Origin of the sequence: Bradyrhizobium sp. WBOS08, assembly GCF_024585125.1 — a bacterium.
GTDB classification, from domain to species: domain Bacteria; phylum Pseudomonadota; class Alphaproteobacteria; order Rhizobiales; family Xanthobacteraceae; genus Bradyrhizobium; species Bradyrhizobium japonicum_B.
This window is the reverse complement of the sequence record NZ_CP028988.1, coordinates 48,196-62,223: the sequence shown is the minus strand read 5'-3', so window position 1 is coordinate 62,223 and position 14,028 is coordinate 48,196. Positions and strand designations below refer to the sequence as shown.

General features: G+C 64.0%; 10 protein-coding genes. 5 read left to right on the top strand and 5 right to left on the bottom strand.

The window, feature by feature from the left end; all coding sequences use genetic code 11:
* Positions 1-161: 161 nt before the first annotated feature.
* Entirely contained in the window at positions 162-1,520 is a 1,359-nt protein-coding gene (locus DCM80_RS00300) for a histidine kinase (protein WP_257195202.1), read from the top strand.
* Positions 1,521-1,549: 29 nt separating this feature from the next.
* On the opposite strand, the gene DCM80_RS00295 is transcribed toward DCM80_RS00300, so the two are convergent.
* Both DCM80_RS00295 and DCM80_RS00290 read right to left on the bottom strand, forming a co-directional pair.
* On the bottom strand, positions 1,550-2,209 hold the full coding sequence (locus tag DCM80_RS00295) for a response regulator transcription factor (RefSeq protein ID WP_257195201.1): 660 nt from the start codon (positions 2,207-2,209) through the stop codon (positions 1,550-1,552).
* A 78-nt stretch (positions 2,210-2,287) separates the two neighbouring features.
* Positions 2,288-4,453: a PQQ-dependent dehydrogenase, methanol/ethanol family gene (locus DCM80_RS00290; protein WP_257195200.1), complete on the bottom strand. Its 2,166-nt coding sequence runs from the start codon at positions 4,451-4,453 to the stop codon at positions 2,288-2,290.
* 393 nt (positions 4,454-4,846) lie between these two features.
* Here DCM80_RS00290 and DCM80_RS00285 point away from each other — a divergent pair, with 393 nt between their 5' ends.
* A complete protein-coding gene (locus tag DCM80_RS00285) occupies positions 4,847-7,240 on the top strand; it encodes a TonB-dependent receptor (RefSeq protein WP_257195199.1) in 2,394 nt (797 codons plus the stop codon).
* 175 nt (positions 7,241-7,415) lie between these two features.
* On the opposite strand, the gene DCM80_RS00280 is transcribed toward DCM80_RS00285, so the two are convergent.
* From DCM80_RS00280 to DCM80_RS00270, 3 genes are read right to left on the bottom strand one after another with little or no spacing between them, the layout of a single operon-like run.
* The gene (locus tag DCM80_RS00280; protein ID WP_257195198.1) at positions 7,416-8,441 is read right to left on the bottom strand and encodes an ABC transporter permease; all 1,026 of its coding nucleotides are present in this window, start codon (positions 8,439-8,441) and stop codon (positions 7,416-7,418) included.
* On the bottom strand, positions 8,438-9,955 hold the full coding sequence (locus DCM80_RS00275) for a sugar ABC transporter ATP-binding protein (protein WP_257195197.1): 1,518 nt from the start codon (positions 9,953-9,955) through the stop codon (positions 8,438-8,440). Before DCM80_RS00275 ends, DCM80_RS00280 begins: the two co-directional genes overlap by 4 nt.
* Positions 9,956-9,987: 32 nt before the next feature.
* Positions 9,988-10,941, bottom strand: a complete 954-nt coding sequence (locus tag DCM80_RS00270; RefSeq protein WP_257175784.1) for a sugar-binding protein — start codon at positions 10,939-10,941, stop codon at positions 9,988-9,990.
* Between the two features lie 333 nt (positions 10,942-11,274).
* On the opposite strand from DCM80_RS00270, the gene DCM80_RS00265 reads away from it, so the two are divergent.
* The 3 genes from DCM80_RS00265 (at position 11,275) to DCM80_RS00255 (ending at position 13,992) form a co-directional block, all read left to right on the top strand.
* Positions 11,275-11,610, top strand: a complete 336-nt coding sequence (locus tag DCM80_RS00265) for a hypothetical protein (RefSeq protein WP_257195196.1) — start codon at positions 11,275-11,277, stop codon at positions 11,608-11,610.
* A gap of 369 nt (positions 11,611-11,979) precedes the next feature.
* Positions 11,980-12,390, top strand: coding sequence for a hypothetical protein (locus DCM80_RS00260; protein WP_028137766.1), 411 nt, complete (start codon positions 11,980-11,982; stop codon positions 12,388-12,390).
* A gap of 147 nt (positions 12,391-12,537) precedes the next feature.
* Positions 12,538-13,992 (top strand): GH1 family beta-glucosidase, encoded by a 1,455-nt coding sequence (locus DCM80_RS00255; RefSeq protein ID WP_257195194.1) that lies wholly within the window; start codon positions 12,538-12,540, stop codon positions 13,990-13,992.
* The last annotated feature ends 36 nt before the right edge of the window (positions 13,993-14,028 follow it).

Genomic DNA, 14,028 nt, shown 5'->3' with positions numbered 1-14,028 from the left:
TGATACCGACCTGGGACAGGCGCGTGAGCGATGTGTCCGAGCTCGCCTCATGCAACCCGGCCGGGATTGCTGTACGCTTCCGATTAGATATCCGCCGCTCCGCCCCTGTCAACGTCATCGGACAGCGGCGGGCAGAGCTTCGCGAGGCACGAGCGATACCCATGTGGCAAAATCTATCCTTGCGCGGGCGCATTAACCTCTTGCTGGCGCTGCTGCTGGCGCTGGGGCTCGCCGTCAATATCGGCCGCCAGGTCGCGGAGGCAGGTCCCCGCGTGCAGGCCGAGGACCAGAGCGTGATCCGCCTCGCGCGCGAGTTCATCGAAATGATCGTGGCTGACCTCAACGAGGCCCCCGATCCGGACGCCAGGCTGAACCAGATCGCCCGCGATCTCAGCCGTCTGCGCCATGTCAGCATCACGCTCCGGGATGCCGCTGGCCATCCGCTGACGGCGCCGCGGGCCGATGCCGATGCCGACGCGCACGGGCCACCAGCCTGGTTCGTCAGCCTGGTTCATCCCGACCAGACCGCGGTGAGTGTTCCGGTGTCGATCCATGGCCGGCCCGGTTCGCTCCTGATCACCTCGCATCCCGATGACGAGATCGCGGAGATCTGGGACGGCATCGTGACCCAGCTCGAGGTCGGCTCGGCGATCGCGCTGGCGCTGTTCCTGTTGATGACGAATGTGGTCGGCCGCGCGCTGGCGCCGCTGCAGTCGCTGGCGGAAGCGATGGGGAAGCTCGAAGGCGGACATTACGAGGCCCGCGTCACGCCGGGCGGTGCGCCGGAGCTCGCCGTGATCTGCACCAAGCTCAACCACCTTGCCGCAACGCTTCATGAGGCGGTCGAGGACAAGCGGCGCCTCGCCGAGCGAGCGGTTTCGCTTCAGGACATCGAGCGCAAGGAGATCGCGCGCGAGCTCCACGACGAGTTCGGGCCTTATCTGTTCTCGTTGCGCGCACATGCCGGCGCGCTGGCGAAGCAGGCGGACGGACGGGTTCCCAATGCGGAAGCCGTGCGAAAACACGGCAGCGCCATGCTGGAGCAGATCAACGCCCTGCAGCAGTTCAATCGCCGCGTGCTGGAGCGCCTCCGCCCGGTCGGGCTCGCCGAGCTCGGCCTGCGCCAGGCGCTGGAATCGCTGTCGCGGCTGTGGCGGGAGTCGCATCCGGATGTCGCGGTCGAGACCGTGATCTCACCCGCGCTCGGGCCCACCGGCGAGACCGCCGATCTCACCATCTACCGCATCGTGCAGGAGGCGCTCACCAATGTGTTCCGCCACGCCGGCGCGACCTCGGTCAATGTCGTCATCGAACCGGCAGAGCAGACGGCTCACGATGGCCGCTCCTGCGCCCGGGTGCGGGTCAGCGACAATGGCCGCGGCATGGAGCCCGGCCAGAAGCTCGGCTTCGGCCTCGTCGGGATGCGTGAGCGGATCCTGGCGCTGGGCGGCACGCTCAATGTCGTGTCCGGTGACGGAGGGGTGACGGTGGAGGCCTTGGTTCCGACGGCCGCGTCCTGATCCGAATTGATGTCGCGCGCCGCGCCGGGTCAATCCGAACCGTCTGCGCCGCCCGCGAGCTCGTACGCACGGCGGAGCAGGTCGCTGGTGCGACGGATCCCGAGCTTGATCCTCGCCTGCTTGACGAGCCGCGCGACGGCGCGCGGCGTGATGTCCAGCTCTTCGGCGATCGCAGAGTAGGCGTTTCCCTGGCCGAGCAGGCTGAGCGCCTCTCTTTCCCTGCGCGTCAGTGTGGCGGCCTTGCCGAATTCGACGTGATCGGGCAGGGGCACGCCGCGCAAATTGATCCGCTCGTCGACATAGCGATGACCGAGCCTGACCTGGCGCACCGCCTTCGGCAGCTCGTCCGGTGCCGAGTCCTTTAGCAGATATCCGATGGCTCCCGCCTTGATTGCGGACGCGACGATGCTTGCGTCCGCATGCATGCTGAAAACCAGCACGCGCGCGAGCGGTGCATCCGAGGAGATGCGATGCAGCAGGTCGACGCCGCCTAGTGCTTCTCCGGGAAAGGTTAGATCCAGGATGACGACTCCGGGCCGGTGCTCCAGGAATGCCTGATAGCCGCTCGGCACATCACGCGCAGCGACGACGTCCTCGACGTCGCCCAGCACGACGCGGCACGCTTCTGCGATGATTGGATGATCATCGACGACGAGTATCGGGCTCAAATGGAACTCTCTGGTCTGCATCGCGCCTGATCGATGCAACGTTAGGCTTGAAACCATCTCCGCCGGCTGCGGCGCTGCCGCCGCAGCCTTGGCGCCGCGTCACTTCTTCGGCCGTATCGCGTCGGCCGTGCCCTGGATGAAAGCCTGAATCTTCACGACGTCGGCTTCCGTCAGCTTGCCCGTGAAGTCCGGCATGCCCTTGTCGCGGAACGGTCCCTTGAACACGATGGTCTTGAGGTTGGCGATCTCCTCCGCCGGCACATAGCCGAGGTTGCGGACGTTGCCGCCCTTGTCGACACCGGGCACGCCATGGCAGGTGGCGCAGGCGGCGACATAGAGCGCCGTTCCTTCCGGCACGTCCTTCGGATCGTACTTCACGCCCTGGATCAGGCCTTCGGTCTGGTACTTCACGAATTCCGGCAGTGGCGCCTTGCCGTTGAGCGCGAACGTGTACACCGTTCCAGGGCTTTGCCGCTCGGTCGCCCGCTGTGCCATGCCATAGACACCGCCCCAGCCGACGGCAATCGAGACATACTGCACGCCGTCGAGCATGTAGGTCGAAGCCGCCGCGACGACGCCAGTGCCGGTCGGTGTCTCCCACAGCGCCTTTCCGGTCTTGGCGTCATAGGCGACGAACCGACCATCCGCCGTGCCCTGGAACACCAGGTTTCCGGCCGTGGTCAGCGTGCCGCCGTTCCATGGCGAGGGGTATTCGACGCGCCAGGCTTCCTTCTGCCTGACCGGGTCCCACGCGATCAGGCGCCCGAACGGAAGACTCTTGGGCGGCTCTCCATTGAGGACGAAGCCGACGTTCCAGCCGGTGGCGCCGCCGAACTTGCCCGGCGTTGCGGCATTCTGCTTGAATTTCTTTTCCGGGATGAGGTTGAGCGGCACGTTCTGGGCCGGCAGATAGACCAGCCCGGTTTGCGGGTTGAACGACATCGGATGCCAGTTGTGGGCGCCGTAGGGCCCGGGGATCGAGTCGTAGGCCGCATCGCCGCGCGCGGCCGGCACCTCGATCGGGCGGCCGTTGGCGTCGTAGCCGGTGGCCCAGTTCACATCGACGAAATTCTTCGCCGAGATGAACTTGCCGTTGGTGCGGTCGATCACGAAGAAGAAGCCGTTCTTGGGCGCGTGCAGGATGACCTTGCGCGGCGCGCCGTCGATGCTGATGTCGGCGAGGATCATCGGCTGGGTCGAGGTGTAGTCCCAGTGATCGCCGGGAGTCTCCTGATAGTGCCAGGCGTATTTGCCGGTGTCGGCGTTCAGTGCCACGATCGAGGCGAGATAGAGATTGTCGCCGCCGGCGGGGCTGCGCACGTTCCGGTTCCAGGGCGAGCCGTTGCCGGTGCCGATGTAGACGAGGTTGAGCTCGGGGTCGAAGGTGATGGTGTCCCATGGCGTGCCGCCGCCGCCGTTGAGCCAATATTGGCCGGCGGGATCCCAGGTCTTGGCCGCCTTCTCCATCGACTCGTCCTCGAACGGCTTCGACGGATCGCCGGGCACGGTGAACCAGCGCCAGAGTTGGTTTCCGCTCTCGGCATCGTATGCGGTGACGTAGCCGCGCGCGCCATATTCGGCGCCGCCTTGTCCGATCACGACCTTGCCGTTGAAGACGCGCGGCGCGCCGGTGATGGTGTAGGAATGCTCGTGGTCGATCAGCGTGTCCTTTTCCCAGACCTTCTTGCCGGTTGCCGCGTCGAGCGCGATCAGGCGGCCGTCATACGCAGCCACGAACACCTTGCCCTTGTAGAGCGCGACGCCGCGGTTGACGACATCGCAGCAGCCCTTGTAGCCGAGTTCGCGGTTGACTTGCGGATCGAACGTCCAGATGCGCTTGCCGGTGCGCGCGTCGATTGCATGCACGACGCTCCAGGAGGCCGTCTGGTACATGATGCCGTCGACGACGACCGGCGTCGCCTCGACTCCGCGCGAGGATTCGAGATTGTAGGTCCAGACCAGACCGAGGCTCTTGACGTTGTCGCTCGTGATCTGATTGAGCTTCGAAAAGCGGGTCTCGGCGTAGTCCAGGCCGATCGTCGGCCAATTGTTGGATGTCGCCGCATTGGCTTTGATGTAGGCGCTGTCGACCTGGGCAATCGCGGCCTTGATGCTGTCGGGCGTCAAGCTCTTGGTCGTGTCCTGCGCGCCTGCGGCGGCGATGGACGCGGCGACGCCAAGACTCGCGGCGAACCCCGTGACGAGGCGGCGGCGGACGCGCCGGACAAATAGATCTCGAACGGAAAAGCGTTCCCGCAGCCTCATCGTTTCCTCCGCCTGTCTTTTGCGTCCCGTAAAGGCACCCCGCCACGAAGGGCGGGGTGTTGAGTCTACGGATGAATGACTCGCGACGAGGTCGCGATGTCGCGCCAAGGATTGCACAGAGACCATCGGTCGGGTTGAGCATAAAATCTCGCCGGCACCGGGAATAGTTCCCGAGAGTCGAGGCTGGTCGACGATCGCGTGGCGACCGGATCGGGAATAATTCCCGATTTGATCGGGATTTCCTGCCGTTGAGAGGGCGGACGTTTTACGGCTGGCGTGCCGCAGCTTTTGGCCTGTACGTTGGCTTGAACGGCGGGGAACAAGATTGCCGGAAAATGTGGGTGGATACGGATGGGCGTTCGGGGTCTGGTCGTAATTTCAATCTGTACGGGAATGGTCGTGGCGACCGACGCGGGCGCCGCGCCGGATGAGCAAACCAACATCCAGAATTTGCCGCCGGTCGAGGTCGAGGCACCGCCGCCGGCCGTGCGGCGCAGTGCTCCGTCCCGGCCCGTCGCGCGCATCGGGGCCCCGTCGTCCGCCGCGCCGAGGACCCGCCTTTACGTCTATCCGACCTCGCCGGGCAGCGGCAGAGGTCTCGACGTCGACAAGGTCCCCTCGGCGATCAACGCGGTCGACGCCGGCCAGATCAGGCGCACCAATTCGCCGAACATCGCCGATGCCCTGCAGCAGCACGTGCCCGGCGTCAGTATCAATGAGGTGACCGGGAATCCCTTCCAGCCCGATATCCAGTTTCGCGGCTACGTCGCGTCGCCGCTCGCCGGGACGCCGCAAGGTCTCGCCGTCTACCAGAACGGTGTCCGCATCAACGAGGCCTTCTCCGACATCGTCAATTGGGACCTGATTCCGACGGCTGCGATCCGATCGGCCGTCGCGGTGACCAACAATCCCGCTTACGGGCTCAATGCGCTCGGCGGTGCCATCGATCTGCAGATGAAGAACGGCTTCAACTATCAGGGCGCCGAGATCGACGTCATGGGCGGCTCGTTCGGCCGCATTCAGGGCTCCGCGCAATGGGGCAAGCAGATCGACCGGAACTGGTCCGTCTACGGCGCGCTCGAAGGCATTCACGACAACGGCTTTCGCAACTTTTCGTCGTCCGACGTGCGGCGCTTCTATGGCGATGTCGGATATCGCTTCGAGGGCAGCGAATTCCATCTCAATGGCGGCGTTGCCAACAACTCCTTGGCGGGCCCCAGTACCGTTCCGGCCGAATTGCTCCAGCAATATTGGGGCGCCACCTATACGACGCCGCAGACCATCTCCAACAAGGTCGGCTATCTCAACTTCACCGGAAAGGTGGAGGCAACGCCGACCTGGACCTTCGAAGGCACGGCGCGTTTGCGGCACTTCAAGCAAAGTACCGTCGACGGTAACCCGACCGATACCGTGCCTTGCGCCGACCCGACGCTGCTTTGCTTCGACGACGACGACGTCCCCGCGTTCGGCCTGAATGGCGTGCAGCTCGCCAATACCTTCGGCCCCGATGCCATCCTCAGCCAGATCGATCGCACCTCCACCAAGTCGACGTCGTTCGGCATATCCGGGCAGGCGACCAACACGGATCAGCTGTTCGGTCACGGCAACCGCTTCGTGGTCGGCGCAAGCTACGACCTCAGCAAGACGCATTTCACGGGCAGCACCGAACTGGGAACGATCGGCACGAACTACGTCGTCACGGGAAGCGGCATATTCCTCGGTCAGTCGGGCGAGCCGACGTCGATCGGTCCGGTGTCGCTTCGTACCGTCAACCAGTATCAGGGCCTCTATGCACTGGACACGTTCGACGTGACGGATCGTTTTGCGGTCACTGGCGGCGGACGGTTCAACGCCGCCCAGATTTCCCTGATGGACCAGCTCGGCACCGCGCTCAACGGCGATCATGCCTTCTACCGCTTCAATCCCATCGTCGGAGGCACCTTCAGGATCACGCCCGAAGTGACGGCCTATGCCGGCTATTCCGAGGCCAACAGGGTGCCGACGCCGCTCGAGCTGGGTTGCGCCGATCCGGCGAGGCCCTGCATCATCGGACAATTCCTGGTCGCCGATCCTCCGCTGCGGCAAGTCGTGTCCAAGACCGTTGAAGCGGGCTTCCGCGGCACCAAGGAACTGCAGATCGGTTCGCTCGGATGGAAGATCGGCGCTTTCCGGGCCACCAATTACGACGACATCGTTGCGACGCCGATCCCCGGCTTGACCGGATTCGGCTTCTTCCAGAACATTGGTCGCACGCGCAGGCAGGGGCTCGAAGCCGAGGTGAGCGTGAAGTCGAACGTGCTGCAGTTCCAGGCGAGCTATGCATTCCTCGATGCGCGCTTCCTCGATGCGCTAACGCTGGGCTCGGATAGCCCGTTCGCGGACGCCGACGGCAACATCCAGGTCCTGCCGGGCAACCAGATTCCGCGCTTGCCGCGGCACCTCATCAAGGCCAGCGTCGAATATGCGGTGACTGACGTCTGGAAAGTCGGAGGCGACGCGCTCTTTGTTTCGAGCCAGTACTACGTCGGCGACGAGTCCAACCAGTTTCCACAGCTCCCGTCCTACGCCGTGTTCAATCTCCACAGCTCCTACCAGATCACCCGGAACATCCAGCTCTATGGGCGCGTCAACAACATCTTCGACAACCGCTACTCCACGCTCGGCACGTTCTTCGACAGGGAAGCGCTGCCGAACTTCGCCAACGGGGGAGCCGAATTCACCGACCCGCGCTCGCTCAGCCCGGCCAGGCCGCGCGCGTTCTATGCGGGGATGCGGGTGACGTTCTAAGGCCTGATCCGGAGCAGTGCGCAGCGGCTTTCCGAGAAGCTCATGCTGAAACAATAGCCTGGAGCGTGATGACGATGCTTCCTCATCTCATCGCGCTCCAGATACTTTGGAAGTGCTGTCGTCGTCCCGTGATCGACCGTCCGTGCCGGATACACACCGGCGCAAACCGTCGCCTTCACTCCGCCTTCAGTTTCTCGATCGGTGCGGCCGCGGCGCTCGTCTGCCCTCGGCCTTTGGCCGCCCCGACGCGGCTGCGTCGCTGCACCAGATACTGATCGCCGAGCACGCCGGCCAGGATCACCGTTCCCATCACAGCGAAATTGAGCGAACTCGGAATGCCCAGCAGGTTGACCAGATTTTGTAGCATCTGGAGCAGCACGGTGCCGAGCACGACGCCGATGATCGAGCCTTCGCCGCCGCGCAAGGAGCAGCCGCCGAGCACAGCTGCGGCGATGGCGTAGAGCTCGTAGAACGAGCCGTGCACGGCCGGCGAGATCGAACGGGTGTACATCGCGATCAGGATGGCTGAAAATGCGGTCAGCCCGCCGCAAATGACATAGGCCGAGATGATCACGCGGTCGGAGCGGATGCCGGAGTAGCGTGCCGCCTCCTCGTTCTTGCCGACGGCATAGAGGTAGCGGCCGAACACGGAGCGGTGAAGCACCACCCAGGCGATGATGGTCACCACGCCAAGCGCCACCACGCTGTGCGGCAGCGGAAAGCCGAGGACATTTGTGCGGCCGGCGGCCAGCCATTCCAGCATCGGAAAGCTCGCACCGAAGCCAAACCCCGCCGTCGAGTCCTCGGTATAATAGCGTGCCGCGCCGCGATAGATCAGGAGGCCGCACAGCGTGACCACGAAGGCCTGGATCCGCATCTTGGTCACCAGCGTGCCATGAACCAGGCCGATCAGGAGTCCGGCCGCAACGATCATCGCGGTTGCCGCCAACCAGTCGACGTCGTGATTGACGATGAGGTCGATGAACAGGACGCCGAGCAGCGCGATCACGGAACCGACCGACAGCTCGATTCCGCCGATGATGATGACGAAGGCTTGCGCGATGGAGAAGATGCCGAACAGCCCGACCTGGTTGGCCGTATTGGAGAGGTTGCCAACGTACAGGAATCTCGGATTGATGAGGGCGACGACAGTCCCGACCAGGAGGATCAGGACCAGAAGGCTAAGGTCTTTCTTGCTCAAGTTCCCTCCGGTCCAATTGCGTGACCGACGGCAAGCTGCAGCACATTGTGCTCGCTGAACTGACTGCGATCAAGGAAGCCCGAGATTGCGCCTTCATGCATGACCGCGATCCGGTCGCTGATCCCGATCACCTCCTCCATGTCGCTGGAGATCATCAGGATCGCGACGCCGGCGTCGGTCAGGCGACGCAGCATGTCGTAGATTTCCTGCTTGGCTCCGACGTCAACACCACGCGTCGGCTCGTCGAAGATCAGGACCTTCGGCCGCATCGACAGCCATTTGGCGAGCACGACTTTCTGCTGATTGCCTCCCGACAGCGAGCCGACGACGGTCTCGACGTCGGGAGCGCGGATATTGAGACGCTCCCGCTGGCGCATGGCATTCTCGTGCTCACGCCCCGCATCCACCAGCCAGAAGCGCGAATAGGACGCCAGATCGGGCAGCGAGATGTTCTCGCTGATCGAGACGTCGAGCAGCAGGCCCGCGCCCTTGCGGTCCTCCGGGACCAGATAGATGCCTTGCTCGATGGCGGCCCGCGGGTTTGCGATGCGGATTGGCTCGCCATCGAGCCTGATCGCCCCGCCTCGCAATCGGTCGATGCCGAAGACGGCGCGCGCGAGTTCGGTGCGGCCGGACCCGACGAGGCCTGCAAGTCCGAGGATCTCGCCGCTGCGGACCGACAGGCTCACGGCGCGGTCGGGGTAGGTGTCGGTGACGGCTTCGGCGATCTGGAGCACGCTGTCGCCAGGTGGTGCGGCCGGGGGGACGTAAAGCGATTTCAGGTCGCGGCCAATCATCAGGCGGATCATTGCCGCCGGCGAGAGTTCTGCGCGTGTCAGTGTGCCGACCACGCGGCCGTCACGCAGCACGACCGCGCGGTCGGCGCACTGCATCACCTCATTGAGGCGATGGGTGATGAAGATGACGCTGACCCCGTGGGCTTTCAGGCCGGCGACGATCCGCATCAAGCGGTCGGTCTCCGTGAGCGTCAGGCTCGAGGTCGGCTCGTCCATGATGACGAGACGGGCATCGAGCGAGAGCGCCTTCATGATCTCGACGAGCTGGCGCTGCGCCAGCGACAATTCGGCGAGCGGCGCATCGGCGGCGAAATCGCAGCCCAGCCGGTCGAGCAGCGGAGCGACGTCGGCGTGCATGCGCTTGCGGTCGATCAGCCGCAGGGGCCCGCCGCGCACGGGCTCGCGGCCGATGAAGACGTTGGCGGCGACATCCAGATTGTCGAACAGGTTCAGTTCCTGATGGACGAAGGCGATGCCCGCCTTGATCGCATCCGTCACGGTGAGCGAGCTTCGCGCGGCGCCGTCGACACGGATGACGCCGCCGCTCGGCTCAACGACCCCGCCGAGAACGCGCATCAGCGTCGACTTGCCGGCGCCGTTCTCGCCGATCAGCGCAATGACCTCGCCGGGCGACACCTGCAAACCGACGCGGTCGAGAGCGACCACGCCTGGATAGCTCTTGCTGATGTCAATCAGCTCGAGAAACGGCTCTGACATGGCAGGCTGCGGCTCGGGCAGCGGGATATCTGCTATTTCTTCAGCATCTGCTTCATCGAGGCCATGAAGTCGTCGACATTCGCCTTTTCGATGACCTTGCCGGGCACGATGATGATGCCGTTGGCCGGAACACCAGACTTGTTGCCGCCGATGTAGTTCGCCATCAGCTTCATGCCCTGATAGCCCCACTCGAACGGCTGCTGGACCACTGTGCCGACGATGCTGCCTTCCTTGACGCCGCCGAGTGTGATCGGATCCTCGTCGAAGCCGATGATCTTGATCTTGTTGAGCTTGCCGGCTTCCTTGAGCACCTCATAGATGCGCGGCGTATTGTAGGAATAGAAGCCGACGAGGCAGCTCACATCGGGCATGGCAGCAAGGATGTCCTCGACGTTACGCTTGGCGCGGGTCTGGTCGATCTCGTCCCCGCGGACGTCGACGAGCTCGACCTTCGAGCCTTTGATGGTCTCCTTCACGCCTTCGATGCGCTCGCGTGCATTGTCGGCGCCGGGCAGGCCGACGAAGCCGACGCATTTGCCGCCGTTCGGCAGCGCCTTGATCATCAGCTTTCCTGCCTCCTTGCCGAGATCGGTGTTGGAGGAGCCGATATAGGCCACGCGCTTGGATTGCGGCGCGTCGCTGTCGGTGGTGAACAGCACCGTCTGGGACGCAACCTTGTTGAGGTGATCGGTCTGGTTCTTCGGATCGACCGCGCTGACCATGATGCCGGCGGCGCCGGCGGCGACGAGGTCGTCCATCACGCGCTGCTGCACGGCGGCCGCAGCCTGTTCCGGATATTTGAACTGGAGGTCGTAGTTGGGCAGCTCGCCCTGCGCCTTCTTCATGCCGGCCTCGGCGATCTTCCAGAAGTCGGATGCGCCATTGACGACGAAGGCCAGGACTTTCTTGTCCGCTGCGCCGGCCGAGCCGACACCCGCTGCTACCGCGAAGGCAATAGAGACACCTGCAACCAAGAGACGCTGCATATTATCCTCCCTAAGGCGGTCGGCCCTTGATGAAGGCCAACTCTGCTTGTGCCCAAATGCCATTCGCCGACGCGGGGCCGGCGAGGTGAAATGAGGCACGTACCTCAAAGTAGCAGAAGCATGCCCGGCGTGCAATCGGAAGCAGCCGCCGCGGCGTCGATGGCGAAGCCCTGCCTAATCTTGCCAGTGGTGGGCCGCTCGCCGACCTGAGCTCGCTGAGCCCGGCCAGGCTGGGCGCCTTCCGACGCCGCGCCCATTGCTCTTGCCGGAATGCTCGCTGAGCTTGCAGAATATGCCGCCTCCGTCATGATAGGTTCGGAGGCCTGCTTTGCCGTGTCGTTGAAGAATCCGGATGCCGTCGCTGCGATCGTTGCAGCGCTTCGGCACGTCTACGGCGACGAGATCGCGCGACTGATGCTCGTCGAGGGCATGAGCCTCGCCGACTTGATCGATGCGATGTTTTCCGCGCCCTTGACGCACCGCGAGGCCGTTCGAGATATCACGGACGCATTGGACGATTTTGTCGTTTCACCAGACCTGGGCCTGATGTGGCACCTCAAGTACATCTATGGAGACGAGCCCGGTTCCCTGCACGTCGTGGACATGGAGATCGCGACGCCCAACGGCACGCTGGCGAGCAGGGACGTCTGGCTTCGCCTGTCCACCTAGAGACGATGCCGCCTTTACGACGGCTTGGCCTCGCTCCCGCGCAGCGCCGTCTTTACCAATCAGAAACCATCAAGAATGATCTGAAAACTTTAACGAAACCGCCCGGTGCTCTCCGCGTCAATTCGCCGGAGGGCCCGTGTGATGACAGAGCACCAATTGAGAGAGCAGGAATGCCGGATCGCCCGTTACCGGCGTTTGGAGCGGGAGGTGACCGATCCGCTGGCCGCGTGTCTGCTTCACGGCATCGTCGAGGAGCTCGAAGCCGAGCTGCGCAAGGACAGGCCGGAATGGCACGGGCCGCGTGATTAACACTTTCTTAGCGCTGATCGTGCGGATGATCCTGGGGGACTGCCAGGGAAGACTGCTCCCATGCTCAAGGACGGGACATATGCGGCGTGGTACCAGACGCCGCTCGATCAGGGGACCGGGATCGTCCATGTCGCCGACGGACAGATCTGGGGCCGCGACAGCCTGATGACCTATCACGGCTCCTGTCAGGTCGATGGAGATCGCTTCACCGCCACCGTCTCGACCAAGCGCCACACCGACGGTCGTGCAACGGTGTTTGGCGTGGAGGACGAACTCGTTTTGGACATCGAGGGAAACTGCCCCGGCAAGATCGCTACTTACACCGCGACGGCACAGCAAGTGCCGGGAATGATTCTCCAGGGAACGCTCATTCTCAGCGAACCGCCGCTGCCGGCACGTGAACAGCGAGCCGAGTCGCGCCCGGCGTTCAACCTCGCCAAGCTGCCAAAATTGCCCAAGCGTCCGCGCTGAGCCGGCAAACACGCGGGGCAGCCGGCAGCCCCATGTCGGCCTCAGGCCGCGCGGTTCTCCATCCGGTTTCTCCCAAAGCTTGCTTCTCAAACCGCCCTGAACTCGCCATTGTGCGCCCGCAACAGAATTGGAAGCGGAGAAGCATCAATGTCGGACAAGGTCTCGCGTCGCCGTTTCGCGAAACTGGCGGGGCTGTCCGCGACCGGCCTGACCGGTTCGCTCGATGCAGCCGAAGCGAGACCGGCAGCGCCGCGCGCCGGCTTTCCGGCCGGCTTCGTGTGGGGAACAGCGACCTCGTCCTACCAGGTCGAGGGCGCGGTCAACGAGGACGGGCGAGGAGCCTCGATCTGGGACAAGTTCGTGCGCATCCCCGGCAAGATCGAGGACGGCACCACTGGCGACCGCGCCAATGAGCACTATCACCGCTACAAGCAGGACATTGCCCTCATCAAGGAACTCGGCTGCAAGGCCTACCGCTTCTCGGTGGCCTGGCCGCGGCTGTTTCCGGACGGCGACGGCAAGCCCAATCCAAAGGGGCTCGATTTCTACAATCGGCTCATTGACGAGCTTCTGAAGAACGGCATCGAGCCCTGGCTGACGCTCTATCATTGGGACCTGCCGCAATCGCTCGAGGATCGCTTCGGCGGCTGGCGCTCGACGGAGACCTGCAAGATCTTCGGCGACTACGCGGCCTATGTCGCCAAGCATCTGACCGATCGCGTCAAGAACGTCTTCACGCTGAACGAGAGCGGCCGCTTCGTCTATTTCGGCTACGGCATCGGCATCGACGCGCCGGGCTTGACGCTGCCGCAAGCCGACGTCAACCAGATCAGGCACAACAGTGCGCTGGCCCACGGGCTCGCGGTGCAGGCGGTGCGCGCCCACGGCCGCCGCGGCACCAGAGTCGGGCCGGCCGAGAACGTCGATGCCTGCGCGCCCGCGATCGACACGCCGGAAAACGTTCGCGCGGCCGAGATCGCGCTGCGCGAGATGAACGCCGGCTATCTCAACGTCATCATGACGGGCCGCTATACCGACGCCTTCCTGAAATTCGCCGGGCCCAACGCGCCCAAATACACCGAGGCGGAGCTGAAGATCATCTCCTCGCCGGTCGATTTCCTCGGCCTCAACATCTACGCGCCGCAGAACTACGTGGTGGCGTCCGATCAGGGCGTCGGCTTCATGCCGCTGCCGATTCCGAAATCGTTTCCGCATATGAACTCGGACTGGCTGCGCGTCGGACCCGAGACGATCTACTGGGTGCCGAAGCTCGCGGCAAAGATCTGGAAGACGGATGCGATCTATATCAGCGAGAACGGCGCCTCCGGCGACGACGCCGTGACGCCCGACGGCAAGATCTACGACACCGATCGCATCATGTATCTGCGCAACTATCTCGCCCAGCTCCAGCGCGCCACGGCCGAGGGCGTGCCGGTGCGCGGCTATTTTCTCTGGAGCCTGATGGACAATTTCGAATGGGTGTACGGGCTGAACAAGCGTTTCGGACTTTACCACGTCAATTTCGAGACCCAGGTGCGCACGCCGAAACTCAGCGCCAGCTTCTACCGCAACGTGATCGCGAAGAACGCGGCGGGAGCGTAGCGGCGGTCTAGGTCTCTTTGCTCTCCTCGCCAGCGG

What these genes read in the sequence shown, in the direction of transcription:
- DCM80_RS00270 (WP_257175784.1), bottom strand. Translation starts at nt 10,941, where the DNA reads ATGCAGCGTCTCTTGGTTGCAGGTGTCTCTATTGCCTTCGCGGTAGCA.
- DCM80_RS00255 (WP_257195194.1), top strand. Translation starts at nt 12,538, where the DNA reads ATGTCGGACAAGGTCTCGCGTCGCCGTTTCGCGAAACTGGCGGGGCTG.
- DCM80_RS00290 (WP_257195200.1), bottom strand. Translation starts at nt 4,453, where the DNA reads ATGAGGCTGCGGGAACGCTTTTCCGTTCGAGATCTATTTGTCCGGCGC.
- DCM80_RS00295 (WP_257195201.1), bottom strand. Translation starts at nt 2,209, where the DNA reads ATGCAGACCAGAGAGTTCCATTTGAGCCCGATACTCGTCGTCGATGAT.
- DCM80_RS00300 (WP_257195202.1), top strand. Translation starts at nt 162, where the DNA reads ATGTGGCAAAATCTATCCTTGCGCGGGCGCATTAACCTCTTGCTGGCG.
- DCM80_RS00275 (WP_257195197.1), bottom strand. Translation starts at nt 9,955, where the DNA reads ATGTCAGAGCCGTTTCTCGAGCTGATTGACATCAGCAAGAGCTATCCA.
- DCM80_RS00260 (WP_028137766.1), top strand. Translation starts at nt 11,980, where the DNA reads ATGCTCAAGGACGGGACATATGCGGCGTGGTACCAGACGCCGCTCGAT.
- DCM80_RS00285 (WP_257195199.1), top strand. Translation starts at nt 4,847, where the DNA reads ATGGTCGTGGCGACCGACGCGGGCGCCGCGCCGGATGAGCAAACCAAC.